Source organism: Novosphingobium organovorum, from assembly GCF_022832435.1.
GTDB classification, from domain to species: Bacteria; Pseudomonadota; Alphaproteobacteria; order Sphingomonadales; family Sphingomonadaceae; genus Novosphingobium; species Novosphingobium organovorum.
The window spans coordinates 24,495-49,744 of the sequence record NZ_JALHLF010000016.1 but is presented as its reverse complement, the minus strand read 5'-3'; the positions used below and the strand labels follow the sequence as shown (position 1 = coordinate 49,744).

General features: G+C 62.3%; 25 protein-coding genes. 10 read left to right on the top strand and 15 right to left on the bottom strand.

Features of this window, described 5'->3' with window-relative positions; genetic code table 11:
* Window positions 1-89 precede the first annotated feature (89 nt).
* The 15 genes from MTR62_RS21445 to MTR62_RS21440 form a co-directional block, all read right to left on the bottom strand.
* Window positions 90-539, bottom strand: a complete 450-nt coding sequence (locus MTR62_RS21445; protein WP_327194385.1) for a helix-turn-helix domain-containing protein — start codon at window positions 537-539, stop codon at window positions 90-92.
* A 21-nt stretch (window positions 540-560) separates the two neighbouring features.
* A complete protein-coding gene (locus MTR62_RS06845) occupies window positions 561-782 on the bottom strand; it encodes a DUF2274 domain-containing protein (RefSeq protein WP_244018325.1) in 222 nt (73 codons plus the stop codon).
* A 9-nt stretch (window positions 783-791) separates the two neighbouring features.
* Window positions 792-1,988, bottom strand: a complete 1,197-nt coding sequence (locus tag MTR62_RS06840) for a TrbI/VirB10 family protein (RefSeq protein WP_244018323.1) — start codon at window positions 1,986-1,988, stop codon at window positions 792-794.
* A complete protein-coding gene (gene trbG / locus MTR62_RS06835; RefSeq protein ID WP_244018321.1) occupies window positions 1,985-2,929 on the bottom strand; it encodes a P-type conjugative transfer protein TrbG in 945 nt (314 codons plus the stop codon). Before trbG ends, MTR62_RS06840 begins: the two co-directional genes overlap by 4 nt.
* The gene (gene trbF, locus MTR62_RS06830) at window positions 2,926-3,735 is read right to left on the bottom strand and encodes a conjugal transfer protein TrbF (RefSeq protein ID WP_244018319.1); all 810 of its coding nucleotides are present in this window, start codon (window positions 3,733-3,735) and stop codon (window positions 2,926-2,928) included. Before trbF ends, trbG begins: the two co-directional genes overlap by 4 nt.
* A gap of 5 nt (window positions 3,736-3,740) precedes the next feature.
* Window positions 3,741-5,045, bottom strand: a complete 1,305-nt coding sequence (gene trbL, locus MTR62_RS06825) for a P-type conjugative transfer protein TrbL (protein WP_244018317.1) — start codon at window positions 5,043-5,045, stop codon at window positions 3,741-3,743.
* A gap of 127 nt (window positions 5,046-5,172) precedes the next feature.
* Entirely contained in the window at window positions 5,173-5,931 is a 759-nt protein-coding gene (gene trbJ, locus MTR62_RS06820) for a P-type conjugative transfer protein TrbJ (RefSeq protein WP_244018315.1), read from the bottom strand.
* Window positions 5,928-8,405: a conjugal transfer protein TrbE gene (gene trbE, locus MTR62_RS06815; protein ID WP_244018313.1), complete on the bottom strand. Its 2,478-nt coding sequence runs from the start codon at window positions 8,403-8,405 to the stop codon at window positions 5,928-5,930. The genes trbJ and trbE overlap by 4 nt, the downstream gene beginning before the upstream one ends.
* On the bottom strand, window positions 8,399-8,659 hold the full coding sequence (locus tag MTR62_RS06810) for a VirB3 family type IV secretion system protein (RefSeq protein WP_058736506.1): 261 nt from the start codon (window positions 8,657-8,659) through the stop codon (window positions 8,399-8,401). The genes trbE and MTR62_RS06810 overlap by 7 nt, the downstream gene beginning before the upstream one ends.
* On the bottom strand, window positions 8,656-8,991 hold the full coding sequence (locus MTR62_RS06805) for a TrbC/VirB2 family protein (RefSeq protein WP_244018311.1): 336 nt from the start codon (window positions 8,989-8,991) through the stop codon (window positions 8,656-8,658). Before MTR62_RS06805 ends, MTR62_RS06810 begins: the two co-directional genes overlap by 4 nt.
* Before the next feature lies 1 nt (window position 8,992).
* A complete protein-coding gene (gene trbB, locus MTR62_RS06800) occupies window positions 8,993-9,976 on the bottom strand; it encodes a P-type conjugative transfer ATPase TrbB (RefSeq protein WP_244018308.1) in 984 nt (327 codons plus the stop codon).
* Window positions 9,973-10,377, bottom strand: coding sequence for a CopG family transcriptional regulator (locus MTR62_RS06795; protein WP_244018306.1), 405 nt, complete (start codon window positions 10,375-10,377; stop codon window positions 9,973-9,975). The genes trbB and MTR62_RS06795 overlap by 4 nt, the downstream gene beginning before the upstream one ends.
* A 7-nt stretch (window positions 10,378-10,384) precedes the next feature.
* Complete coding sequence (locus MTR62_RS06790; protein WP_244018304.1) at window positions 10,385-12,409, bottom strand: conjugal transfer protein TraG; 2,025 nt, start codon at window positions 12,407-12,409, stop codon at window positions 10,385-10,387.
* A 161-nt stretch (window positions 12,410-12,570) separates the two neighbouring features.
* On the bottom strand, window positions 12,571-12,873 hold the full coding sequence (locus MTR62_RS06785; protein WP_244018337.1) for a HEPN domain-containing protein: 303 nt from the start codon (window positions 12,871-12,873) through the stop codon (window positions 12,571-12,573).
* Window positions 12,780-13,556, bottom strand: coding sequence for a nucleotidyltransferase domain-containing protein (locus MTR62_RS21440; RefSeq protein ID WP_244018302.1), 777 nt, complete (start codon window positions 13,554-13,556; stop codon window positions 12,780-12,782). Before MTR62_RS21440 ends, MTR62_RS06785 begins: the two co-directional genes overlap by 94 nt.
* Window positions 13,557-13,697: 141 nt before the next feature.
* Here MTR62_RS21440 and MTR62_RS06775 point away from each other — a divergent pair, with 141 nt between their 5' ends.
* The 10 genes from MTR62_RS06775 (at window position 13,698) to MTR62_RS06730 (ending at window position 25,158) form a co-directional block, all read left to right on the top strand.
* A complete protein-coding gene (locus MTR62_RS06775; protein WP_244018299.1) occupies window positions 13,698-14,882 on the top strand; it encodes a Fic family protein in 1,185 nt (394 codons plus the stop codon).
* Window positions 14,883-15,100: 218 nt separating this feature from the next.
* Window positions 15,101-15,724: a restriction endonuclease subunit S gene (locus MTR62_RS06770; protein WP_244018298.1), complete on the top strand. Its 624-nt coding sequence runs from the start codon at window positions 15,101-15,103 to the stop codon at window positions 15,722-15,724.
* On the top strand, window positions 15,721-17,265 hold the full coding sequence (locus MTR62_RS06765) for a type I restriction-modification system subunit M (protein WP_244018296.1): 1,545 nt from the start codon (window positions 15,721-15,723) through the stop codon (window positions 17,263-17,265). The genes MTR62_RS06770 and MTR62_RS06765 overlap by 4 nt, the downstream gene beginning before the upstream one ends.
* A complete protein-coding gene (locus MTR62_RS06760) occupies window positions 17,265-18,299 on the top strand; it encodes a virulence RhuM family protein (RefSeq protein WP_244018294.1) in 1,035 nt (344 codons plus the stop codon). The genes MTR62_RS06765 and MTR62_RS06760 overlap by 1 nt, the downstream gene beginning before the upstream one ends.
* Window positions 18,296-19,450, top strand: a complete 1,155-nt coding sequence (locus MTR62_RS06755) for a restriction endonuclease subunit S (RefSeq protein WP_244018291.1) — start codon at window positions 18,296-18,298, stop codon at window positions 19,448-19,450. The genes MTR62_RS06760 and MTR62_RS06755 overlap by 4 nt, the downstream gene beginning before the upstream one ends.
* Window positions 19,450-19,788, top strand: a complete 339-nt coding sequence (locus MTR62_RS06750) for a hypothetical protein (RefSeq protein WP_244018289.1) — start codon at window positions 19,450-19,452, stop codon at window positions 19,786-19,788. The genes MTR62_RS06755 and MTR62_RS06750 overlap by 1 nt, the downstream gene beginning before the upstream one ends.
* Window positions 19,785-20,486 carry a DUF3800 domain-containing protein gene (locus MTR62_RS06745; protein WP_244018287.1) on the top strand — a complete coding sequence of 234 codons (702 nt, stop codon included), beginning with the start codon at window positions 19,785-19,787 and terminating at the stop codon, window positions 20,484-20,486. Before MTR62_RS06750 ends, MTR62_RS06745 begins: the two co-directional genes overlap by 4 nt.
* 11 nt (window positions 20,487-20,497) lie before the next feature.
* Complete coding sequence (locus tag MTR62_RS06740) at window positions 20,498-20,947, top strand: hypothetical protein (protein ID WP_244018285.1); 450 nt, start codon at window positions 20,498-20,500, stop codon at window positions 20,945-20,947.
* Window positions 20,948-21,151: 204 nt separating this feature from the next.
* Window positions 21,152-24,436, top strand: a complete 3,285-nt coding sequence (locus MTR62_RS06735; RefSeq protein ID WP_244018283.1) for a type I restriction endonuclease subunit R — start codon at window positions 21,152-21,154, stop codon at window positions 24,434-24,436.
* Window positions 24,433-25,158 carry a M48 family metallopeptidase gene (locus MTR62_RS06730; RefSeq protein WP_244018281.1) on the top strand — a complete coding sequence of 242 codons (726 nt, stop codon included), beginning with the start codon at window positions 24,433-24,435 and terminating at the stop codon, window positions 25,156-25,158. Before MTR62_RS06735 ends, MTR62_RS06730 begins: the two co-directional genes overlap by 4 nt.
* The last annotated feature ends 92 nt before the right edge of the window (window positions 25,159-25,250 follow it).

The window sequence follows — 25,250 nt, the reverse complement described above, 5'->3', positions numbered from 1 at the left end:
GCTGCTATCGATCTTCCGCCGCCGCGTTCATTCCCGATCAGCAACATTTTTTTACGTTGCCGCGCGTACACCCTCGACAATTTACTGCTTCAGCCTTCAACCAGCCGCCTCAGGCAGCGATAGGGGATGAATGTCGATCTGCCGATCTTGACGGTCTCGATCTCGCCGGACTTGATTAACTCGTAAAGCGTCGATCGGGGGATGCCTGTGAGCTTCACCGCAGTGGATACCCGCACGCTGATCGGCTCGGTCGGCAATGTCTCCAGAGCGGCAAGGGCTTCCTGCCTCGCCTGTCTGCGCTCTTCGATGGTTGGCGATCTCGTCATGACCGCGATCGCAGGCAATTGAGCGTCATAGTGTGATCCTCCCGGCCGGCCTCTCGAACGCGGCTGCATGCGAGGGTTCGCCACGCTGGAACGAGGTCCACGCGCCATTGTCGAGCGCATAGCGGAATCCTTCAGCGCGAAGGACACCGCGTGCCGATACCACCAGCCGCCATCCGGCAGCACGCAGGGCGTCCAGATCGCGACCTGTGCCAATGCGGGAAGCGTAGGCGATCATCATCGCACCGGGACACGTCGCGAGCGCAAGAAGGCCCGGTCGCTTTCGAGGAATGCGGCCAGCATTGCTGGAATGAGTTCTGCAATCGGCTCTTCGCGCCCATAGGACTCTGCATAGAGCGCGGCATAGTCCTGGAGCATTTGATGCAGGTCTGGCGTGACGGTGAAGGATAGCTTGATCGCCGTCCTGTCCGGCAGCTTAGGAAGCTTGAGTTCCGGCATATGTTCCTCCTAATTGCGCCACGGTGCAAGTATGAGATCACGGTGCACAATCAGCCGTACCGGAGCGCCGGGCCGGATCGTGATCGTCGGCTGGATCTGCAGATTGCGGGACGTGATCTGGTCGCCAGCGCGGGACACGTTCTGCTGAGTGGACTCCCGGATCGCCTGGACGAGGTCGCTTTCGCCGGTGAACGTCAGGTTCGCACCCACGCCGAGCAGGGTCGAGATCGCCACGCCCTTGAGCAGGGCCCAGGTGTGAAAATCGACTTTATCCGAGAGTCCCGCGTAGCCCGAGGGATCGGTGGCGGGCACGTTGTCTATGCGCAACGATGAACCATCGGGCATGACGATCCGCTGCCAGACGATCAGCGCGCGGCTCTGGCCGAATGCCACGACCGAGTCGTAACTGCCGATCAGCCGCGCGCCTTGCGGAATGAGCAGGATCCGCCCAGTCGCGCTATCATAGGTGTTCTCAGTGATCTGCGCGGTGACCAGCCCGGGCAGATCGGAGCGCAGGCCGGTGATCAGGCTCGCGGAAATCACGCTGCCCGCCGACAGGGTATAGGGTGATAGCGGCGGTGTCAGGACATGGGGATTGACGTCGCCGCGCGGATCGAGGTTCCCGACGAAGGCTTCCTTGCGTCCCTGCGCATTGGGATCGGTCGCCGGATCGAGCGCCAGTTTCGGCGGACTGGGCTGGGTACCCTCTCCAGCAGGTACGCTGGCCGTCGGTGCTTCGGCGGATGCCGCTGCCTGCCGTCCCTGTACCAACACACCGGATTCGCGCGCGGCCTTCAGTTCGGCAAGCTGGCGCTCATGCTCGGCCGCCTCGGCCTGCTGGCGCTGCTGATCGCTCGGGTTGATCCCGGTTGCAAGCTGCTGCTGGCGATCAAGGATCGGTTTGCCGAGGTCGCCGGGCAGCGGCGGTCCGAGCCTGGGCACGTCGCCATAGCTTACCGGCAGGCCGCTGAGCGTGTCGCTGGCGGGACGCAGATCGGGCTGGGAGAGCTCCTGCTGACCTGCGACGCGGTGGAACAGACGTGGCTTCAGCGCCAGCCATGTCACCGTCATGAGGCTGACCGATCCCAGCGCCGCGATGGCGATGATGACGCCGCGCTTGAATCGGATCGCGCGCGGCGGGCGCGAACGGAGCGCCAGGTTCTCGGGATCGAGCTTGGCAGGCTGTGTCGTCACCGCCTCGGTCACGACGGCCTCCGCCGACTGATCCGCACCACGTCCTGATGCTTGAGCCCGAGGCGCAGTTCGGCCGCATCGAAGATCCTGTCGACGACATAGTAGCGGCCCTGCACGCGGTAGTTGACCAGCTCGGCATTGCCCTTGGCATCGACCAGGAACAGCGGTGGCGCTTCGCTTTCACCGAGACTGGCGGGGAACTCGATGAACGTCTGTCGCCCGTCATCGAATGCGCGCAGCGGCCGCCAGGCAGGCTTGTCGCCGGTAATGACATAGCCAAAGTGCAACTGCTCGACGGCGAGCCCCGAAGCCACCGGCTGCGCTGCTCGCGCCGCTTCGGCGGCGGCCTTCAATGCGATTAGCGCGTCCTGCGGATAGGTCCAGGAAAGCGCCGACATGGCCGTGCGCGCGGTACTGGTGAGCGCCAGATGATAAGTCCGCCGATCGGTGGTGATGATCACATTGGTGGCGAGCCCAGCCGTGAACGGCTTTACCAGCACATGCGTGCGCTTGGTCTCACCCGAACCGCTAGTCGTATCGCCGATCGCCCAGCGCACGGTATCGCCCGCCGCCACCGCCACCAGCGTCTCGCCGGGCTGGAGCGCGATGTCGGTGACTTGGCCTGGCGCGGTCAGCACATGGTAGATCACGCCGTCGATGTACGGAAAGACCTGCACTGCATTGAGATAGCCGCGGGTCGCCGGTTCGAGCGTCGCGGCGCGATTGGCGGCCCAGACGCGCAGTTCGGCCGGCGAAGGGGAAATATGGCGACGGCGCGGGACCGGCGTGGCGGCCTTCGGCGGAGACGATTCGACAGGTGCGCCAGGCGGTGCCGCGACCGCAACCGATGGCACCGCTGCGCGCGCGGGCAATGCCGGAGCCGTCGATGTGGTCTGGGCGGCAGCGGGAGCAGCGAGGGCAAGTGCCGTCGCCGCGCGAAAAGCGGCTTTCATGGCTGGGTCTCCTGATTTGTTGCGGCGCCGAGGTTGGGGTCGAGCGGCGATCCAGCGGGGATGCTGGCCGGTGACGGCAGCGCAGCGCGCGCCGGCGCGACGGCCGTTGGCGAGGAACCGGCTGGCTCGAGCTCACGGCTCCAGTCGATTGCATCGACGTAGATGCCGAGTGGGTTCTTTCTCAGCGTATCGGCGCTGGTCGGCGGCACCATCTGAACGGTCAGGATTGCCGTCCAATGCGAGGTGCCTGCCTGAGCGCCTCGCTCGTAGGCGGTCTCGACCCATTTGATCTGGAACGACTTGTCCGAGGCGCGCACCACGCTGGTGACCTGCACCGAGACGGTGCGCTCGCCGATATGACCGAACGGATCGGCAGCGCGGGCGTAATCACCGAGGAATATGCTCCCGCGCTTCGTCGTGAAATCATAGGCCGAAAGCCAGTCCTGCCGCATCAGCACCGGATCGAGCGAGACCGAGCGCACATGCTCGATGAACCGGGAGAGGAACCAGGCAACTTGCGGATCGGTCGGCTGATAATCCTTGTCGGCGGGCTGGACGGCGCGCGCCTCGCCGAGCTTGTCGACCTCGACCACATAGGGAACGACGCGGCTTTGCAGCGACTGCCAGAGCAGGCCTCCCGAAAGCGCGGTGCTGAGGCCGAGGCAGCCGAAGGCCATCAGCCGCCAGTTGCGGGCTTGGACGCGGGCTGAGCCAATGCGTTCGTCCCAGAGTTGCCCGGCACGTTGATAGGGCGTCTCTGGCTCGGGTGTATGTCCGTATCGCTGGACGGCGCGCTTGAAAATCATGAGGATCAGTCCTCCCTTTCCTTGATGTCGGGGGTTGCGCCATGACCGCCACGGTCGCCGGATTGGACAGCGTGCATGGCGGTCTGGCGGTGATGGCGGGCGCTCTGCTGCGCCTTCATCGCCCGTGCCCATCCGGGCATGGATGATGCGCTATCCGCGGCATCTCCGGCGACGGATGCCGGCCGTCCGGTCATGGCGTTGAATGCGGCCTGGCGGCCAGATTCGGCGGCCTCGCCAAGACCCAGCGCAGCCGACATCCGCGACCGCGTGGCACCGGCCGCGGCGCTCGCCATTCCGCCGATACCGGCGCCGACGCTGGATGCGCCTGCGCCTTCCTGACCGAGCGTGTAGGCGGTCGATGCCGCCGAACCCATCGCGGTGCCTGCACGCATTGCGCCGAGTCCGGCCGCAGCCAGACCGCGGGCAGCATCGACCGCCCCTGCGCCGCCGAGGTACATGATGCCGCCCGCGCCAAGCGCGGTGCCGAGCGCTGCGCCCGCCCCCAGTTGCGGCGCGCCCGCGACAAGACCCGAGGCAATGCCGGGACCGAAGATGCCGAGCCCGAAAAGAGCAAGGCTTGCCAGCACGAGGCTCATGGCCTGTCCAATGTCGGGTTCCTGACCCTGGAGCGCGGCGGTGAACTGGGTGAAGTAGTTCGAGCCGATGCCGACGATGACCGCGAGCACCATGACCTTGATGCCCGACGACACGACATTGCCGAGCACGCGCTCGGCCAGGAAACTGGTCCGGTTCCACAGCGCGAAGGGCACGAGGATGAAGCCGGCCAATGAGGTCAGCTTGAACTCGAGGATCGTGACGAACATCTGCACGGCGAGGATGAAGAAGGCGAGGATCACGATCACCCACGCGACCAGCAGCACCACGATCGTCAGGAAGTTGTCAAAGAACGTCGTGAAGCCGAGATACTGGTTGACCTGTTGGAGCAGCGGCCAGGCAGCGGAGAAGCCGGTCCCGGCAAGACGGCCGGGCTTCAGCAGATCAGCAGCGGTGATCGTCCCACCGCCTGCGGTCAGCCCGGCCTGCGCGAACGATCGGAAGATGATGTCGCTGAGGGTCGAGAAACCGTTGATGATGAACGCGAAGGCGCCGATGTAGAGGATCTTGCGGATCAGGCGGCCAAGCACATTGTCCTCGCCGCCCAATGCCCAGAACAGCCCAGCCAGCGTAATGTCGAGCGCGATCAGTGTGCGCGTCAGAAAGCTGACGTCGCCGCCCAGCAGGCCGAAGCCGCTGTCGATATAGCGGACGAAGGCCGCCATGAACTGATCGATGACATTGAGATCGCCCATGCGCTTCGTGTCCTGATGCTTGGTTCAAAGGATGCCGCGAGGCGCGGTCTCGGGGAGCGGGAGCCGGACCTCGCGGCGACGGCGGCGACAGAGGCGCGGAGGATCGCCGCCGCCCTGACCGGCGGGCCTACTGGGGCGTGTAGGCGCTGCCGGAGCCGAGGAATTTCGCCGAAGCGCTCTGGGCATCGGTACGCGACTGGGCTTGGTTCGCCCGCTCGATCGCTTCGGCACGGTATTGCGCCGCCATGAGAGTCTGGATCTGGAACTGCTGCTTTGCGACCAGCGCCAGAAGCTGGTTGGTCGCCTGACTGGCCTGCAGTGCGCCTTCGGCGCTCTGGCTTCGCGCGATGATGCCCGTCAGCGCCGCCTGATCGGCGGCGATATTCTCGACCACCTGCGCCTGCACGGTCATGGTCTGCTTGAAGGCCGCGCGCGCAGTGTCCATCCGCGCCCGGGCGCTTTGGACCTGCTGGCTGGTGGTCAGGCTTTGCGCGAATCTGTCAGGGTAGAGTGAGCGGAACTGCTGGTCGAGGCTTGCGACCTTGAACTGGATGCCCTGCGCCTGGCCCATCAACTGGTCGATCTGCTGCATGGTCTGCTTGAGCGCCTGCAACTCGGGAAAGCTGATCGTCGTCAGGTTCTTCGCCTGATTGATGAGGCTTTGCGCCTGGTTCTGGAGCATGCGAATCTGGTTGTTGATCTGCTCGAGCGTGCGCGCGGCGGTGAGGATATTCTGGCTGTAGTTCGAGGGATCGAACACGGTCCATTGTGCCCAGGCAGGCTCGCTCGTCGCCAGCGTGGCGAGGGCGAGCGCGCCGGTGACGGCGCAGCCGAGCGCGCCGGCGATGAGGGGCTTCTTGAAGGGCAGCATTCTGGTCATGGTCATTCTCCGGGGGCTGGAGGTTGGGGAGCGGTGGATCGGGCGGCGCCGGGAAACTCGCCGATCAGATCAGCGGCCCAGGCGAGATCGGCGGAGCGCAGGAAGTGAGCGGCGAAGCCTTCCGCGCCGCGCTCTGTGAGAAGGCCGTCGATTCGCTTCTGGCTGTCGGGATCGGACGCACCGCAGAGCGCCAGTGCGATCGGACCCAGGCCGAGTTCGAACAGGCGATTGCCGCGCGCCGATTGCAGATAGTAATGCCGCTTGGGCGTCGCGCGGCTGATCAGTTCGATCTGCCGGTCGTTGAGGCCGAAGCGTTCATAGGCGGCGCGTGACTGTGGCTCGATTGCCCGATCATTGGGAAGCAGGATGCGCTGCGGGCAGCTTTCGATGATGGCCGGGGCGATGCTGCTGTCGGCGATGTCGGCCAGGCTCTGGGTCGCGAAGAGCACCGCGACGTTCTTCTTGCGCAGCGTCTTCAGCCATTCGCGGATGCGCGCGGCGAAGAGCGGATGGTCGAGGAAGATCCAGGCCTCGTCCAGGATCAGCAGGGTCGGACGGCCATCAAAGCGTTCATCGAGCCGGTGGAAGAGATAGGTCAGCACCGGGGCGACCACCCCGGATTGCCCCATCAGCGCTTCGGTCTCGAAGCACTGGACATCCGCCAGCGCGAGATTCTGCTCAGCGGCATCGAGCAGGCGGCCATAGGGTCCCTCGAGCGTATAGGCGGTGAGCGCGGTGCGAAGCGCGTTCGACTGGAGCAGCATGGCGAGCCCGGTCAGCGTGCGCTCCTGCGGCGGTGCCGAAGCGAGGCTGTTCAGCGCCGACCAGACGGCGTCCTTGACCTCGGGCGTAACCAAGATCTTTTCGTGCGCCAGCAGCGCTGCGATCCATTCCGCCGCCCAGCTGCGTTCACCGGCATCGTCGATCCGGCGCAGCGGCTGGAACGCCAGGGCATCCTCGCCATGAGGGCCGCCCTCCGCGCCGAGCCCGAGAGCATGGTGCGCTCCGCCCATCGCCAACACCGCCGAGCGCGCCGAGAAGCCCTTGTCGAACACATAGACCTGGGAATTCGTGTAGCGGCGGAACTGCAGCGCGATCAGGGCGAGCAGCACCGACTTTCCGGCCCCGGTCGGCCCGACGACGAGCATGTGCCCGACATCGCCGACATGGGTAGAGAACCGGAACGGCGTCGATCCGCTGGTCTGGGCATGGAGCAGCGGCGGCCCGCCGAGGTGACGGTTCTCCGTCGGCCCCGCCCAGACCGAAGACAGCGGCATGAGATGGGCGAGGTTTAGCGTATGGACCAGCGGCTGGCGGACGTTGGCATAGGCCTGGCCGGGCAGCGAAGACAGCCAGGCCTCGACCGCGTTCAGGCTTTCGCGACCGCAGGTGAAGCCGAGGCCGTTGACGATCCGCTCGACCGCGCGGACCTTGTCTTCCACCCGCGCCCGGTCGGTATCGGCAACGGTGATCGTGGTGGTGAGGTAGCCGAAGGCGACATGATCGCCGCCGAGCGCCTGCAGCGCGAGATCAGCATCGACCACCTTGTTGTCCGCGTCGGTATCGAGGAGCTGGACCGGCTGGTTGTACATCACCTCGCGCAGCAGCGCGGTGATCGACTTGCGCTTGTTGAACCATTGCCGCCTGATCCTGGTCAGAGCCTTGGTCGCGTCCTGCTTGTCGAGCGCGATGAAGCGGGTGACCCAGCGGTAGCCGAAATCCTGGTGGTTAAGCGCATCGAGGATGCCGGGCCGGCTCAGGTTCGGGAATCCCAGCACGGTCAGTGTGCGGAGATGTGTTCGTCCAAGCTTCGGTTGGAGGCCGCCGACCAGCGGCGTGTCGGCGAGCAGTGCGTCGAGATAGATCGGCGTATCGAGTGCCGCGACCGCATGGCTACGATCTGAAATCGTGCCGTGGAGATAGGTCAGCGTCTCGGCATCATCGAGCGCACGGACTTCGGGCATGAAGCCGGAGAGAAGGTCGAGGATGCGGTCGACTTCGGCGATGAAGCCGGCAAGGCTGGCGCGCCAGTCGCGGCCCTGCGCATCGTCGGGCCGTTCGACCAGGCTCCGTCCGGCGGCATCGTTGCTGTCGGCGGGCGGCAGCCATGTCAGCGTGCCGTGATAGATGCTCTCGAAATGCTGGCCCTCGGCTTCGAACCCGGCACGCCGTTCCTGATCGACCAGCCAGGATGCGGCGTCGGGAAATGTGCTGTCCGGATAGCCCTGGCTCCCGCGCCGCTCAGCCTCGAAGAATAGCGCCCAGCCTGTACCGAGGCGCTTCAGCACATTGTTGGCGCGCGCGCAGGCCGAGACGAGTTCAGCTTCTGTCGCGCTTTCGAGGTCGGGACCGCGAAAGGCAAAGCTGCGCTGGAAGCTGCCATCCTTGTTGAGGACGACACCGGGCGCCACCAGCGCGGCCCAGGGCAGATGATCGGCGAGGCGGTCGGCCCGCGACCGATATTCGGCGAGGTTCAACATGCCAGATATCCCTTCTGGCGCAGATGGCGGAGCAGCACGGGCGCGAAATCGGGGTCGCGGCGCGCGGCGAACACTGCGACGCTGTGGCCGACCGCCCAGAGCGCGATGCCGACCAGCCACTGCTGGAGACCGAGACCGACCGCGGCCGCGATCGTGCCGTTGACGATCGCGATCGCGCGCGGTGCGCCGCCGAGCAGGATCGGCGAGCCCAGGCTGGCGTGGATCGGCGCCTCGAAGCCCTCAATGTGGCTCATGCGACGAGCGCCCCGCCGCCGAAGCTGAAGAAGGACAGGAAGAAGCTCGAGGCGGCGAAGGCGATCGACAGGCCGAAGACGATCTGGATCAGCCGTCGGAACCCGCCCGCCGTCTCGCCGAAAGCCAGCGTCAGCCCGGTCACGATGATGATGATCACCGCGACGATCTTGGCGACGGGTCCCTGCACGGATTCCAGCACCTGCTGGAGCGGCTGCTCCCATGGCATGCCCGAACCGCTGGCATGGGCCGTGCCGGTCAGGGTGAGCGAAAGGCCGAGCAGCAGGCCGGTCAGGAAAAGGCGGTCACGATTGGGAATGGGAAAGGTGCGCATGTCAGTCTCCTGTGTGGTCAGGGGTTGGGGAGAGATCGACGACGGCGTAGCCGCCATCGGGGTCGATGCCCGCGACGCAGGCGATCGTCTCGATGCGCCGCGCGGTGCCGCGGCCGGCGATGAAGACGATCAGGTTGATCGCCTCGGCGACCAGGCGGCGCGGCACGGTGACGACGGCTTCCTGGATGAGCTGTTCGATCCGGTAGAGCGCGGAAGACGCGCTGTTGGCGTGGACGGTCGCGATCCCGCCGGGATGGCCGGTGTTCCAGGCCTTGAGCATGTCGAGCGCTTCGCCGCCGCGAACCTCGCCGACGATGATGCGGTCGGGCCGCAGGCGCAGCGTTGAGCGCACCAGGTCGCCCATCGTGACAGCGCCCGCTCTCGTCCTGAGCGCGACCGTGTCGCGGGCGGGCGATTGAAGCTCGCGGGTATCCTCGATCAGGATGACCCGCTCGTCGAGATGCGCCATCTCGGCGAGCAGCGCATTGGCGAGCGTGGTCTTGCCCGAGCTGGTGCCGCCGGCGATCAGGATGTTCCGGCGATCGACCACTGCCAACGAAAGCATACGGGCAGCCTCGGCCGACATGATGCCGTCAGCCACATAGTCCATCAGGGTATAGACCCGCGCCGCGGGCTTCCTGATCGAGAAACAGGGCGCGGTCGAGACCGGCGGCAGAATGCCTTCGAAGCGCTCGCCTGCGCCTTGCCCATGCGGCGGCAGCTCGGCCGAGACGATGGGACGCTCGCCATGGACCTCGGCACGGGCATGCGATGCCACCAGCCGGATGATCCGCTCGACCTGGGAGCCATCGAGCTTCACGTCGGTATCGACCCGGCCTTCACCGAGGATGTCGACGCGGAGCGCGCCGTCGGGATTGACCATGATTTCGATGACGCGGGGATCGGAGAGCGCGGCCGCGATTGCCGGCCCCATCGCGGTGCGCAGCATGGCGCGGCGACGATCCGCGGATACGGCCGTCATCATGACCGGCCTCCCTTTGGTTCGGGCGGTGCCAGCGTGCGCGTGCCTGCAGCGATCTGGCGACCGACCTGGGCGACGAAGGATTCGAAGCGGTCGCGTCCGATCGCGCGGCCTGTGGCATCGGCCTCGGGCAGCGGCGCCGTCACCATCAACTGGTAGCGGACAAACAGCGACAGGCTTTCCAGCAGGACATCGATGTCGCGCCGCGCGCCGTCGAGCTCGCGCGACAGCCGGTCGAGACGGACCTTCAAAAGATCGTCGACTTCCTTGGTCCCCCGGCGCGCCAGCCAGTCGCGGAGCGCGTCGTTGACTAGGTGGCTCTTGTTCCCACGGTTGCCGGCGGCGAGCGCTTCGAGCGCGTCGCCAATCTCGCGGTCGAGATAGAGGTTCTGGCGGATCTTCATCGCCGCCTCACAGCCCGGGCACGAGGTCGCGGTGGGCGCCCTCGTTGATCGCATAGCCGCGGGCGACGGCGCTCAGGCCCTGCGCCTGGTCCATGGCGCGCTTGTCGGCCGCGACATCGTCATCGTCGGGCACAAGTTGCGGATCGCGCGTTTCTGCGGCGTCGACGCTCTTGGCTGGTTGCTCGGGTAGACCAGGATGGCGCTGCTGCTGCACACCGCCATCGTCCTCGCCACCCGCGGCGTCCTCGGCCTGATGTAGCCGGGCATCGATCCCGCGCACCCGGTCGGACCAGTCATCGCCGCGCGGCTTCGGGCAATCGGGATAGCGGCCCGGCGTCAGCACCGGCGCGGGAGTCACGCGCGCGGCGAAGTTGCGATCACGGAAATAACGCAGCTTGCGTGCGCGGATCGGTGCAAGCCCGGAGACGAGCACGATCTCCTCGTCGGGCGACAGCTGCATCACCTCGCCGGGCGTCAGGAGCTGGCGGGCGGTCTCCTGGCGGCTGACCATGACATGGGCGAGCCAGGGCGCGAGTCGGTGGCCGGCATAGTTGCGCATGGCGCGCTGCTCGGTTGCCGTGCCGAGCGCGTCGGAAATGCGCTTTGCGGTGCGTTCGTCGTTGGTCGCGAAGGCGACCCGGACATGGCAATTGTCGAGAATGGCGTTGTGCTCGCCATAGGCCTTCTCGATCTGGTTGAGGCTCTGCGCGATCAGGAAAGCACGGATGCCGTAGCCGGCCATGAAGGCGAGGCTGGTCTCGAAGAAGTCGAGGCGGCCGAGCGCCGGAAACTCGTCGAGCATCATCAGGAGCTGGTGCCGGCGTGCGGAAGTGCCGGGCTGGTCCAGCCGCTCGGTCAGGCGACGGCCAATCTGGTTGAGCACCAGTCGGATCAGCGGCTTGGTGCGGCTGATGTCCGAGGGCGGGATGACCAGATAGAGCGACAGCGGCCGGTCGGCCTCGATCAGGTCGGCGATGCGCCAGTCGCAGCGCGAGGTGACCTCGGCAACGGTCGGATCGCGATAGAGGCCGAGGAAGGACATCGCGGTCGACAGCACGCCCGAGCGCTCGTTCTCGCTCTTGTTGAGCAACTCGCGCGCGGCGGAGGCGACGACGGGATGGACCTTGGGATTCTTGTCGTCGCCGAGATGATTGGTGGTCATCATCCTGCGGAGCGTGGCGACGAAGCTGCGCTGCGGGTCGGAAAGAAAGGTCGCGACCCGCGCTAGCGTCTTCTCCTCCTCGGCATAGAGGATGTGGAGGATCGCGCCGACCAGCAGCGAATGGCTGGTCTTTTCCCAGTGATTGCGGCGTTCGAGCGCGCCCTCCGGGTCGACCAGGATATCCGCGATGTTCTGGACGTCGCGCACTTCGTCCACGCCGCGCCGAACCTCGAGCAGCGGATTGTAATGCGCCGACGCGGCGTCGGTCGGGTTGAGCAGCAGGCAGTGCGAGAACCGCGCGCGCCATCCGGCGGTCAGCGTCCAGTTTTCGCCCTTGATATCGTGAACGACCGCCGAGCCGGTCCAGGAGAGCAAGGTGGGGACGACGAGACCCACGCCCTTGCCCGAGCGGGTCGGTGCGAACGCCATGACATGCTCGGGGCCATCATGGCGCAAATAGCGGCCGCGAAGCGTGCCGAGCATCACGCCGGCGTCGTGATGCAGCCCGGCGCGCTCGATTTCGCGGCGGCTTGCCCAGCGGGCTGACCCGTAAGTGGTGACGTTGCTCGATTGTCGCGCGCGCCACAGCGAACCGAAGATCGCCGCCGCACAGCCGATGAAGCCGCTGGCGCCTGCGAACATGCCCGCCCGGTCAAAAACGTGCGGAGCATAAGCATCGTAGTGATACCACCACGGAAACAGCGCCCAGGGATGGTAGACCGGCACGCCATCGAGCCGGAACCAGGGCGCACCCAGTTCTGGTTGATAGGCCAGCATGGCTGCCGCCCATTGTGTCGCCGCCCAGATGCCCAGCAGGACGATGGCGAAGACGACGATGATCTGGCCGATGAGCAATTTGGTGGGTGTCACGTCGAGGCTCCCGCCCGCCGGACAGGACCGGTTCGGGCGGTTTCAGACTCGGTGACAGGCGCTGAAAATTGAACGGGGCTGATGGGCGCAGATGGGCTCGCGCCGGCCTGTTCCGGTTGGATGCCGGAACGGAAGGCTATCCGGGAGTGGGTGCCTGGCGGTTAGAGGCCGGCGTCGGCTTTCAGCGTTTCGAGGCGTTCGCGCGAGACGATCTCGACGATATCGCGCAGGGCACGGACCGCTTGCGACAGGGCGTCGAGGTCGTCATTGCCGATCTCGTAGCTCGCCGAATAGCGGGCCTCGACATAGGCGCGCTTCAGAAGTTCGAACCGGCGGCGGTCGATCCTGGTGGCGCGCGGCCATACTTCGATCAGGCGCGGTTCGCTGTCCTCGGCAAGCGAGCGCAGAAACTTGATGTTGTGCGAGCGAGGAAAATAGAGGGTACGGACCAGTAGGAAGCAGATATAGGCACGTTCCGTCGCCTGATGCAGAAGGAAGGCTGCATCTTTGCTTTCGCCTTCTTGGGGATCGCAAAGGACGCCAGCTTGATACCGCTGTCGACCTTAGCCAGCCAATCATGGAAATAGGCTGATGCCATCTCATAGGCGTCGGCGGCCGTCAGCGGTTTAGGCATTGCGAGCGCGCTACCCGGCAACTCGTAGAGCACGATTCCGTCACGGGCGATGTCAGTCCAGAAATACTCGCCCCGGCTCAGCGCCTGATTCACTTCGTCCAGCGTATGGACGATGATGTTCACCGGCCGCGCGATCGCGCTGTCGTGCAGGATCTTGTCCTCGGCGACATACCAGTAATCGGCGACGTCGGTGAGATCTGGGTGGCTGACGATGACCAGCAGGTCAAAATCCGACTGGTAGCCATTCTCCGGCTCGTCCACCCAGTCGGTCCGGGCATAGCTACCGAACAGAATGATCTTGAGGATCTTGCCGTTCTTCTTCCACGGCTGGTTTGCGCGCGCGATTGCATCGGCAAATTCGCCCATGAGCGTTTGCTTCACGCGGTCCAGTTCGCTTTGCTGGACCAGGGGCAGATGGTCGATATCACTCCGCACGAAGGGGATTCTCGCGGTACGCCATGAAGTTGGCAAGCCTTGACCACATCGACGGGCGCGCCGATGATCGCGCGTCACGCACGAACGCTATCCAGCGTGTGTTCCAGATGATCGCGCACCTTGCCGCCTCCCTTATTTAAGCCTGCTTATCTTAGCTCATTTGCTAATTAAGTGAAGGGGAGATTGCTTAAATAAGGCGTGCCATGCATATTGGCGCGCATGGCTGATCCAGAACCGAATCCGCGGCTGGGCCGTTTTGTGGAAACCCCCGTCGCCGGAGAGATTGTCAGGGCATTCGTGCCGCCGCCGCTGCCACCTGCGCCACCGATCGACGTGCTGGCGCTGCTCGACCGGCTCAGCCTCGCTGAGCGTGCCCTAGGCCGCCTCGACGGCATCACCATGCTGCTGCCGCGTCAGGAACTCTTCCTCTACATGTACGTAAGGAAGGAAGCGGTGCTTTCGTCGCAGATCGAGGGCACACAATCGACGCTCTCCGACCTGCTTCGCTTCGAAACCGAGGCGCAGGCCGGGCAGCCGATCGACGATATCCGCGAGGTCTCTAACTACGTCGATGCCATGATGCATGGTCTCGAACGGCTGGAGGAAATGCCGCTCTCGCTTCGCCTCATCCGCGAAATGCACGAACGCCTGTTGCAAAGCGGCCGGGGCGGCACCAAGAGTCCCGGCGAATTCCGCCGATCGCAGAACTGGATTGGCGGCCCCCGCCTGGGCAATGCGCTGTTCGTTCCGCCGCCAACCATGGAACTCGATGGCTGCCTCGACGCCTTCGAGCGGTTCATGCACGAAAACGAATCCCGGTTGCCGGCACTCATCAAGGCAGGCCTGCTTCACGTCCAGTTCGAGACGATCCACCCCTTCCTCGATGGCAACGGCCGCATTGGGAGGTTGCTGGTCACCTTGTACCTTTGTGTCAACGGCGTGCTGCGTAAGCCGCTGCTCTACCTCAGCCTGTATCTGAAGACGCACCGGAACGACTATTACCGGCTGCTGCAAGAGGTTCGCGAGCGCGGCGCGTGGGAGGCTTGGCTCGATTTCTTCCTCGCCGGCGTGGCCGATACCGCCAATCAGGCCTTTGACGCTGCCACCCGCATCGTCGATCTGTTCAAGGAGGATCGCGAACGGATCACCGCTGAGAGTGATCGTGCCGGATCGGCGCTGCGCGTCCATGATCTGTTCCAGCAGAACCCGTTCCTCAATGCGAACCAACTGGTCGAACGGACTGGCCTGTCGGCGCCGACCGTGAACGCGGTGCTCGCCGACCTTGAATGCTTGGGGGTGGTTGAGGAAATCACGGGCAGGCGGCGTGGTCGCGTTTTCAGCTACCGGCGATATCTTGCGATCCTCAGCGAGGGTACGGAGCCGTTGCTCTCACGAACAATCTGACGTCAGCTTGGTCGGACGATCCGGAGCGTCTCCCTTGCAGAATGCAAAGGCCAGAAGCCGCCATTCCGACTGCTCGATGGTAACGCAGGTACGTCGCCGAGATTGCACACGATCAAACGAAGCTAGGAAGCTAGGCCGCATATCACATTTTCGATGCGTCAAGCGCCTTAATGCACGATGGATTGACAAACCTTGTCTGCCAACTCATTATGAGTCGCATGAAGCGCTTTGATGCATATGATTTTGGTGTGTTGGGTGGCTTCGCGTCAATCTCTGCAGGCTACCCTTTTCGCGGCAAGATCGACGCACTGCCGAAAGGCGGGGTCGCCGTTATACAAATGCGCAATACCGATCCTGACGCTGGGATCGGTTGGAATGGGCTTTCGCGCATCGAGCTGCCACGCCCATCCACAAAAGCATTTCTTCGGCCCGACGACATCATTTTGTCCACGCGCGGTGGACGCAACTTCCCCTATTGCATCGAGGAACGCGGTGAGCAGGTCGTTTGCTCGCCGCATTTCTTCGTCATTCGCGTCATGACAAGTGCGATCCTGCCCCAATTCCTGGCTTGGCAGATGATGCAGAAGCCCGCGCAAGACCACTTCGCAGCGGGCGCGACCGGCTCCTACATCCTCAATCTCAAACGCGAGGTGGTTGAGAGCCTGCCGATCACGATCCCACCACTGGCGCAGCAGCAGCACATTGTCGATTTGGATGCGGCAATGCGCAGCGAACGTGCGATCCTCACCCAACTTATCGACAACAGAGCCGCCGAAATGGCGGCCATTGCCCGGCAGCTGCTTGCACCTGCCTTTCAGCGCTCGGAGCAGAGAACATCGTGAACGACCAGATCAAACAGGACGAAGTGAACAAGGCCGTTTGGGCCGCCTGCGACACCTTTCGCGGGACGGTCTCTGCCGACGTTTACAAGGACTACGTCCTCACCATGTTGTTCCTTAAGTACCTGTCGGACGTCTGGCAGGATCACTATGACGAGTACAAGAAGCAGTATGGCGACACGCCCGAACTGATCGCGGAGCTGATGACGAGCGAGCGTTTCGTCCTACCGGAATCTGCCAACTTCACCACACTCTACAAGGCGCGGCATGAACCGGGGAATGGCGAGCGGATCGACAAGGCGCTGCACGCCATCGAAGAGGCTAACGTCGGCAAACTGCGCGACGTATTTCAGGATATCAGCTTCAACTCCAACAAGCTGGGTGAGGAAAAGCAGAAGAACGACATTCTTCGCCACCTGCTGGAGGATTTCTCCCGTCCCGAGTTAAACATGCGCCCTTCGCGCATCGGCAACCTCGATGTGATCGGCAACGCCTACGAATTCCTCATCAAGAACTTCGCCGCCGATGCAGGGCGCAAGGCGGGCGAGTTCTATACGCCGCCCGAAGTATCCGAACTGATGGCCGAAATCATGGACATGGCTGAGGGCGAAGAGGCCTGCGACCCCACCTGCGGTTCTGGCTCGCTTCTGATGAAGTGCGGTCGCCGCGTGCAGGCCAAATTCGGCGGCTCAAAGCGGTATGCGCTCTTTGGGCAGGAATCGATCGGCAGCACCTGGGCGCTCGCCAAGATGAACATGTTCCTGCACGGCGAGGACAATCACCGCATCGAATGGGGCGACACCATCCGCAACCCCAAGCTGCTCGAAGTGGATCCTCGCCGTACAAATAATATGCTCGAACCGAGCAGGGACCGGCTGAAGCACTTCGATGTGGTCGTCGCTAACCCTCCCTTCAGCCTCGACAAGTGGGGCATCGATACTGCGGAGAATGACCGGTTCGGGCGCTTCCGTCGCGGCCTGCCGCCCAAGACCAAGGGTGATTACGCCTTCATCCTCCACATGATCGAGACGATGAAGCCGAAGACCGGACGCATGGCGGTGGTCGCCCCGCATGGCGTGCTGTTCCGTGGATCGAGCGAAGGCACGATCCGGCAGAAGCTGATTGAGGAAAACCTGCTTGAAGCGGTGATCGGCCTGCCGGAGAAACTGTTTTACGGCACCGGCATTCCGGCATGCGTCCTGATCTTCCGCAAGACGAAGACGGACGACAAGGTGCTGTTCATCGACGCTAGCCGCGAATTCAAGGCGGGCAAGAACCAGAACCAGCTTGATGCGAACCATCTCGCGAAGATTGTCGAAACCTATCGCAAGCGCGAGAGCGTCGACAAATACGCCTATCTCGCCACGCCCGAGGAACTGGCCGAAAACGACTACAACCTCAACATCCCGCGCTATGTCGACACCTTCGAGGAAGAGGAAGAGATCGACCTGGTCGCCGTCCGCGCCGAGCGGTTGAAGCTCAAGGCCGAGCTTGCCGCATTGGAAGACAAGATGGACGGCTACCTCAGGGAGCTTGGCTACTGATGGCTGGCGAGATCATCCAGTACCAGACGGAAGATGGCGTCACCGTCATCCGCCTTCAGGCGAGCGATGGCAGCGTCTGGCTCAGCCAGGCCGAAATGGCCGAGCTGTTCCAGACCACCAAGCAGAGCATCAGCCTGCACGTCCGGAACATTCTGGAAGAGGGCGAGCTCGAGGAAACGGCAACTGTCAAAGAAAACTTGACAGTTCAAACCGAGGGGAAACGCAAGGTTTCCCGCCAGATTTTGCTCTACAACCTGCAAATGATCCTCGCGGTCGGCTTCCGCGTGCGGTCGCTTCGGGGCATGCAGTTCCGGCGATGGGCGTCAGAGGCGCTGAGCGAGTATCTGGTCAAGGGCTTCGTCATGGACGACGAGCGCCTGAAGGAGCCGGACAACGACTATTTCGAAGAGCTGCTCGCCCGCATCCGCGATATCCGCGCGTCGGAGAAGCTGTTCTACAAGAAGGTGCTGGATATCTACGCCACGGCCGTGGACTATGATCCCAGGGCAGAGGCCAGCCAGCAGTTCTTCCAGACGGTGCAGAACAAGATGCACCACGCTGCCCACGGCCAGACGGCAGCGGAAACCAAACTGGCGCGCGCCGATGCCGCCAAGCCGATGATGGGGCTGACCAGCTGGCCTGGCGAAAAGCGGGGGCGCTTGCCCACCAAGCAGGACGCGCAGATCGCCAAGAACTATCTGCAGGATGAGGAGATGGAGACGCTGAACCGCATCACCGTCGCCTTCCTGGAATTTGCCGAGGCGATGGCGAAGAACCGCAAGCCGATGCACATGGCCGACTGGATCGCCAAGCTGGATGATTTCCTCAAGCTGGGCTATCACCCGCTGCTCGATGGCGCGGGCCGGGTTTCCGCCAAACAGGCGCAGCGCCATGTCGATGCCGAATATGACCGCTGGCATGCCCGCGCGATCAATGCGCCGAGCGCGGTTGAGCAGCATTTCATCGAGGCCACCGCCAAGGTGAAAAAGCTTGCCGTTGACAAGCCCGCCAAGGGCAAAGGCGGTGCGAAATGATTCCGGAGGGGTGGCGGGAGCTTCAGCTCGGTAACGTAATCAAACTGGCCAGCGGAGACGGCAGGCCTGCCGATGTTGTCGCTGTCGCCGACGAACAGTGCCGGAACCCCGTGTATGGCGGAAATGGCGTACTCGGATTTTCCGCTATGGCCAACTCACATGGAGACGACATTATCATCGGGCGTGTTGGCGAGTACTGCGGCATTACCCGCTTTGTGCCGGGGGCAAAGTGGATCACGGATAACGCGCTTTACGTCAAAACCATCGAGGCAGGCTTTGACCGCCGTTTCCTTGCAATCAAGCTTCAGCATTATGATTTGTCGCGTCTGCGCGCGAAGGGTGGTCAACCACTAGTAAGCCAAAAGCCGATTTATGGCCTACGCTTCTATTTCCCGCCCGAGAATGAGCAGAAGGCTATTTGGACTGCCGTTGAAACCTGGAACCGCGCTATCGAGACAGTCGAGGCGCTAATCGCCAACGCCCGCGCGCAGAAGCAGGCGCTGATGCAGCAGCTGCTCCCGCAAAGCACCACCCCATCCAAAAAACGCCTCCCCGGCTTTTCGGGCGAGTGGCGTGAGATCAGGCTTGGAGCCGCTTTCTCGGAACGCGTGGAGCGTGGCGACGATCAGCTTCCTCTGCTCTCGGTAACACAGGCGAACGGCGTCATTCCCCAAGGCGAAGCCGGTCGCCGGAACATTTCGAGCGATGATCAGTCAAACTACAAGACGGTCCGCGCTGGCGACATTGCCTACAACACCATGCGTATGTGGCAGGGAGCTTCTGCTCTCAGCACGCTGACCGGAAAAGTCAGCCCAGCATACACCATCGTCACCCCGCGCAAGGGGCATGATGCCTTGTTCTATGCCTACTTGTTCAAGCAGCCGAAGATGATCCACGTGTTTGAACGCCATTCGCAGGGGCTGGTGTCCGACACTTGGAACCTCAAGTATCCCCACCTCGCGAAGATCCGCACTTGCGTACCTGACATCGAGGAGCAGCGAGCAATTGCAGCGGCGTTTGCGAGCATGGACGATTCCACTCGCGCCTACGAGACCCAACTCACCGCCCTCCGCCAGGAAAAAGCAGCGCTGATGCAACAACTGCTCACCGGCAAACGGAGGATCAAACTCCCGGAAAGCGAGGTGGCCTGATGGCAATCGCGCCCTACGGCTATGCCTATGAAAAGCTGTTGGGCGCGATGGAGATCATGGCGACCGGCAAAGGCACCCGCCCGGAACGCCTCGCGCGCGTTGGCAAGCAGTATCTCCTGCCGATCCGCAGCCCGAAGATGCACAAGCTGCCCGACGAACTCGCGGCATCGCTGGACAGCCTTTACCGCGAACTCACTTCCGTCCCGCCGCCAACGCAGTGGGACAATGCCTTCGACGCCACCGCGCAGCGCATGTCCTGGCAAAAGGCCGAGCGCCTGGCCGGACAGCTATTCAGCCTGTTCCTGGCGGTAGTCGAGCTGAGGAGCCGGGCGGCATGAAGTTCGAAGTCTACTGCGATGAGGCCCTACCGGACCTCTTCACCTCCGAAAAGCCACGCGCCAAGTATCTGATGATCGGCGCGCTGTGGCTGCCAGCCGACTTGCGCGAAGAGGCCAAGGCCAAGATCGCAGCGCTGCGCGAGCGGCATAACGTTCATGGCGAAATGAAATGGCGCAAGATTTCTCCTTCCCGGCTTGATTTCTATGCCGAGGTTATCGACCTCTTCTTCGGCTACGCAGCGGATATGCGCTTCCGCTGTATCGCAGTGGATCACGAAAAGACTAATCTGGACCACTTCCACGATGGTGACGGCGAACTGGGCTTCTACAAATTCTATTATCAGCTGCTGCACCACTGGATTCTGGACTTTAACGAATACACCGTCTTCTGCGACCTGAAATCCAACCGTTCGCCCACCCGCCTTGCCGAACTGCGCAAGGTGCTGAGCAATGCGAACCTTTCCGCCGAAATTTTGAATGTGCAGCCCCTGCCATCCGGCCAGCTGGTGCTGATGCAGCTGTGTGACATCCTTCTGGGCGCAGCCAGCAGCCGCCTCAACTTCGATGCGCCCGCATCGCCCGCCAAGCTGGCTATCGTCGAACGGATCGAGGCGCGTCTCGGCCGCAAGATCGGGCCGACTTGGAAGAGCGAGGAAAAGTTTAACGTCTTCAAGATCAATCTGCAGGGAGGCTGGTAATGCCGCCACCCTTGCTCAAGCTGGCGGATCAGGCCGCCTATCAGCAGCATTTCGTGGCCAAGTATTGCGCCGGGCCGCTGATGACGCATGACGGCATCCCCGTCTTTTTCAAACGCCACGCTTTCTATCACGCCTTCTTCGATACCGTGGTCCACAAGGACGATACGTTTTCGGCTGTCCGCGCCGAGCGGATGGACTGGATCGAAGCCACACTGACCGATCCCACGACACAACGCCTGCAAGGCTATCTTGCCAAAACAAAGACGCATGATCCGGCGCGGCGCGTGGAACTGCGCCACCAGAATTTCATCGTCGTGCTGATCATGGGCATGAAGCAGGACGGCAGCCTGAAGGCCGAATTCCTGACCTGCTATGCGGTCAACAACAACCGTCTGCCCAAGGTCCAGCAGGCCCCAGCCTGGAACAGACAGGATTGCGAAAATGTGCTGCGAAAGGGATAATTGGACGTTGGTTCGCTACGCTGGCCCAGCGTCCAAGGCCTTGATAGGTTCAAAGCCGGTAGGCAGTGAACTCGGAAGTGATCTGGGGATATATCCCCAACATGTCAACAAAGAGTTGACTCGGCTCGTCGCTTGTGAAGCTGGGAGCAATTCCGCAATTCGTGAGAAATGCCGTTATCCCAATCGGTTGACTGGGGTGGCGCAATGACCATTACTCCCAATACCGCCGAGCTCTACAGCTCCCATATCCCGGCCCTTGCAACGTTGGTGTCGCTAGGCTGGGACTATCTCTCGCCCGAGGCTTGCCTCGCCGCGCGCGGGGGCAATCAGGGAGTCGTCCTGCGAGATGTGCTGGTTGAGCAGCTGCGGCGGCGGACCTTCGACTACAAGGGACGGACCTACCCGCTTTCGACCAACGCGATCGATCAGATTGTCCGCGAGCTGACGTCGCCCGCGCTCAATGAAGGGCTGATCACCGCCAACGAGAAGCTCTACAACGCCATCACGCTGGGCATCACCGTCACCGAATTCGTTGATGGCAAGAAGCACAGCGTCACCGTGCCGATCATCGACTGGGCTCACCCGCTGGCAAACAGCTTTGTCGTCAGTGATGAGATGGAGGTGCTCGCCGTACCGGGCACCCACACGCGGCGGCCTGATATCGTCGGCTTCGTCAACGGCATCCCGCTGCTGGTGATCGAAGCCAAGCGGCCCGACAGTGGCAATCCCAACAAGTCGATGGTCGACGAAGGGATCAGTCAAACGATCCGCAATCAGGGGCAGGAGGAAATCCCGCACCTGTTCGCCTATGCCCATCTGCTGCTCTCCATCGGCATGACTGATGGACGCTATGGCACCACCAGGACCCCGCGCAAGTTTTGGGCGCAATGGCGCGAAGAGGAGTTTTCCGAGGACCATTTCCGACAGATCAAGAACGCCGTAACGGAAATCGATCCGCGCGCGACGATCCTGAAGAACCATGTGCGCGAAGTGCGTGACCACTTTCGGCACCTATGGAGCGGCGAACAGGCTGTCACCGCACAGGACCGACTGATGATCGGCCTGTGCACGCCCGAGCGCCTGCTCGAATTCGTCCGCTCATACGTCCTGTTCGACCGCAAGGTAGACAAGATCGTAGCCCGCCATCAGCAATTCTTTGGCATCCGCGCGCTGCTTGACCAGATCAGCCGGGTCAAGCCCGATGGCGCACGCGAAGGCGGGGTGATTTGGCACACCACCGGTTCGGGCAAGAGCTTCACGATGGTGATGCTGTGCAAGGCGCTGCTGCTGCACGAGAAGCTTAAGGCCTGCCGTCTGGTTGTGGTGACCGACCGCCGCGATCTGGAAAAGCAACTGGCAGGCAACTTCTTGACCGGTGGAGCCTTCGGCTCGGACATTGGTTCGAAAGATGCGGGCAAGGCGAAGGCGCAATCGGGCCGCGATCTGGCCAAGCGCATCGGCAAGGGAACTGAGCGGATCATCTTCACGATCATCAACAAGTTCGGCAGCGCCGCGCGCCACGCCGAATGCCGCAACAACAGCGCTGACATGATCGTGCTGGTCGATGAAGGCCACCGTAGCCAGGGCGGCGAGAACCACGAGCGGATGCGCAAGGCACTGCCAAACGCCGCCTATGTTGCGTTCACCGGCACGCCGCTGCTGAAGGACGACAAGACGGCCAACAAGTTCGGGCGGATCGTTCACGCCTACACGATGAAGGACGCCGTGTCGGACGGCACGGTAACGCCGCTGCTCTACGAGGAACGGAAACCGATCCTCGACGTGAACGAGCGCGCGATCGACAACTGGTTCGAGAAGGTAACCGCTGGCCTTTCCGATGAGCAAAGGGGCGATCTCAAGAAGAAGTTCGGGACCAAGGGCGCGGTTTATGGCTCTGGCGACCGGATCAATCTGATTGCACTCGATATCGCGACCCATTTCAAGGAAAACTTCAAGGATCTCGATCTCGGTCTAAAGGGTCAGCTGGCTACCGATTCCAAGCGGTCAGCCATCCGCTACAAGAAGGCGCTCGATGCAACCGGTCTGGTCAGCAGCGCTATCGTCATTTCGCCCCCTGATACCCGCGAAGGCCATTCGGAAGTTGATGAGGCAGAGCTGCCCGAGGTGCTGCAATGGTGGAAGGAAAACGTGCGTGGCGAGCCCGAGGATTACGAGCGCCAAGTTATCGAGGATTTCTCGACCGAGGGCCGACCCGACATCCTGATCGTGGTCGACAAGTTGCTCACTGGATTTGATGAACCGCGCAACGCTGTCCTCTATATCGACAAGAAGCTCGAACAGCACAATCTGATCCAGGCCATCGCCCGCGTGAACCGGCTGCATGAGCAAAAGAAGTACGGTTTGCTCATCGACTATCGGGGCATTCTGAAGGCGTTGGATACCGCGCTCACGGAATATCAGGACCTCGCTGAACGCACTCAGGGCGGCTTCGATCTCGACGACATTGATCAACTCTATGCCGATGTCAGCACCGAGTATAAGCGATTGCCAGGCCTCCACGCCGAGCTCTGGGCGATTTTCAGGCCGGTCAAGAACAGGGCCGATATCGAGCAGTATCGGCAGCTGCTGGTGCCACAGACTCGCGAGAGCGAGGGCGGATCACCTATCGACCTGAACCAGAAGATCAGGGAGGATTTCTACGAGGCGCTGACAGCCTACGGCATGTGTTTGAAGATCGCTCTGGGATCGCGTTCCTTCTTCGAAGACACATCGATCACCGAGGTGCAAATTGCGGAATACAAGCGCGACCTCAAGTTCTTTACCAACCTTCGCAAGATTGTGAAGCAGGACGCACAGGAAGCCGTCGATTACAGCGCCTACGAAGACCAGATCAGGAGACTGGTCGATCGCTATGTTGTGGGTGAGGACGTGGAGAACGTGGGCGGCGTTCTGATCGTCAACGAGCTTGGGAATCAACCGGCCGCCGAAACCTGGTCTCCTGAGAAAACCCGGAACGAAACCGATATCATCCGATCCAGAGTGCGCAAGACGATTGAGCAGGAATTGGCTGACGATCCCTATGCGCAGCTATTTTTTTCCGACCTTCTCAAGCGCGCCATTGCGGAGGCGTCCGCGCTCTTCGATCACCCCTACAAACAGTATGTTCTGTTCAAAGATTTGGAGGAAAAGCTCGCTGCCAAGACCGTCGACGATCTGCCCAAAGGCCTCGAAGGTCATCGTCACGCCAGCGCCTATTTCGGGATTATCCGGCTGGAGATGGGGGATGTGGTCGCTGAAGCGGTTGAACAAGAGGAGTTCATCCACGCAGCGCTGGATATGGAGAAGTTTGTCGAGAACGCCATCGCGGAAAATTCGCTGAATCCAGCAAACATTGAAGCGGCCATCCGTAAAGCCTTATTGCCGCGTCTCTTCGGCTTGACCGGATTGGAAAAGGCCAAAGTCATCACCGACAAGATTGTCGAGGTCACCCGTGTCGGCCTTGCTCGTGGTAATGGCGCAAAGGCATGATTGTTCGATACGGCGATCAAGAAGTGTCGTGCCTCGTTCGACAAACCGGTGCTGTCACGGACCGTATCCGCATCCACGTCTACCCCAACGGTGATGTGGAAATTGAAGCTCCCAAAGATAAGGAAGTAGATCACATCAGGGCGGCGGCTCAGCGACGTGCAAGATGGATTTTCCAGCATCGCAACGCAGCCATCGCCGCGCGACGAATGGCGCTACCGCGCGAATATATAAGCGGCGAAACCCACTTCTACCTTGGCCGGCGGCACAAGCTCATTATCCATGAGAGCAAATCGCAGCGCTCGGAAGTCAAACTCTTGCGAGGCAAACTCGAAGTTTCGCTGCCAGTGGCGGATCGAGCCGCCGTAAGACGCAGGCTGAATGCGTGGTATAGTGATCGAGCCGCCGAATATTTGAGCAAGAAGGTCGGCGAAATCTCGGAGCGGCTGAGTTGGATTAGCGCCCCACCACCGTTGAAACTTATGCGTATGAGAACGCAATGGGGAAGCTGCTCGCCCGAAGGGGTTATCTACCTGAATCCTACGCTGATAAGGGCACCACGTCACTGCATCGAATATGTTATTTTACACGAACTCTGCCACCTGATCGAACATAACCACAGCAAGCGATTTTTCGATTTGCTAACTAAGCACATGCTTGACTGGCAGAGTGCTAAAAGGGAGCTAGACTCGCTTGCCGAGTTAATCTTGGCGGAAAATGAATGATCGGCAAAGGTTCGGATCGCATCCCGACCTATTAAACAACGGCTTTTAAGCGGATTTCACCCTACACCGCGCAAGCATGTAAACTCCATACG

What these genes read in the sequence shown, in the direction of transcription:
- MTR62_RS06845 (WP_244018325.1), bottom strand. Translation starts at nt 782, where the DNA reads ATGCCGGAACTCAAGCTTCCTAAGCTGCCGGACAGGACGGCGATCAAG.
- trbG (WP_244018321.1), bottom strand. Translation starts at nt 2,929, where the DNA reads ATGAAAGCCGCTTTTCGCGCGGCGACGGCACTTGCCCTCGCTGCTCCC.
- trbF (WP_244018319.1), bottom strand. Translation starts at nt 3,735, where the DNA reads ATGATTTTCAAGCGCGCCGTCCAGCGATACGGACATACACCCGAGCCA.
- trbL (WP_244018317.1), bottom strand. Translation starts at nt 5,045, where the DNA reads ATGGGCGATCTCAATGTCATCGATCAGTTCATGGCGGCCTTCGTCCGC.
- trbJ (WP_244018315.1), bottom strand. Translation starts at nt 5,931, where the DNA reads ATGACCATGACCAGAATGCTGCCCTTCAAGAAGCCCCTCATCGCCGGC.
- trbE (WP_244018313.1), bottom strand. Translation starts at nt 8,405, where the DNA reads ATGTTGAACCTCGCCGAATATCGGTCGCGGGCCGACCGCCTCGCCGAT.
- MTR62_RS06810 (WP_058736506.1), bottom strand. Translation starts at nt 8,659, where the DNA reads ATGAGCCACATTGAGGGCTTCGAGGCGCCGATCCACGCCAGCCTGGGC.
- MTR62_RS06805 (WP_244018311.1), bottom strand. Translation starts at nt 8,991, where the DNA reads ATGCGCACCTTTCCCATTCCCAATCGTGACCGCCTTTTCCTGACCGGC.
- trbB (WP_244018308.1), bottom strand. Translation starts at nt 9,976, where the DNA reads ATGATGACGGCCGTATCCGCGGATCGTCGCCGCGCCATGCTGCGCACC.
- MTR62_RS06795 (WP_244018306.1), bottom strand. Translation starts at nt 10,377, where the DNA reads ATGAAGATCCGCCAGAACCTCTATCTCGACCGCGAGATTGGCGACGCG.
- MTR62_RS06775 (WP_244018299.1), top strand. Translation starts at nt 13,698, where the DNA reads ATGGCTGATCCAGAACCGAATCCGCGGCTGGGCCGTTTTGTGGAAACC.
- MTR62_RS06770 (WP_244018298.1), top strand. Translation starts at nt 15,101, where the DNA reads ATGAAGCGCTTTGATGCATATGATTTTGGTGTGTTGGGTGGCTTCGCG.
- MTR62_RS06760 (WP_244018294.1), top strand. Translation starts at nt 17,265, where the DNA reads ATGGCTGGCGAGATCATCCAGTACCAGACGGAAGATGGCGTCACCGTC.
- MTR62_RS06755 (WP_244018291.1), top strand. Translation starts at nt 18,296, where the DNA reads ATGATTCCGGAGGGGTGGCGGGAGCTTCAGCTCGGTAACGTAATCAAA.
- MTR62_RS06750 (WP_244018289.1), top strand. Translation starts at nt 19,450, where the DNA reads ATGGCAATCGCGCCCTACGGCTATGCCTATGAAAAGCTGTTGGGCGCG.
- MTR62_RS06745 (WP_244018287.1), top strand. Translation starts at nt 19,785, where the DNA reads ATGAAGTTCGAAGTCTACTGCGATGAGGCCCTACCGGACCTCTTCACC.
- MTR62_RS06735 (WP_244018283.1), top strand. Translation starts at nt 21,152, where the DNA reads ATGACCATTACTCCCAATACCGCCGAGCTCTACAGCTCCCATATCCCG.
- MTR62_RS06730 (WP_244018281.1), top strand. Translation starts at nt 24,433, where the DNA reads ATGATTGTTCGATACGGCGATCAAGAAGTGTCGTGCCTCGTTCGACAA.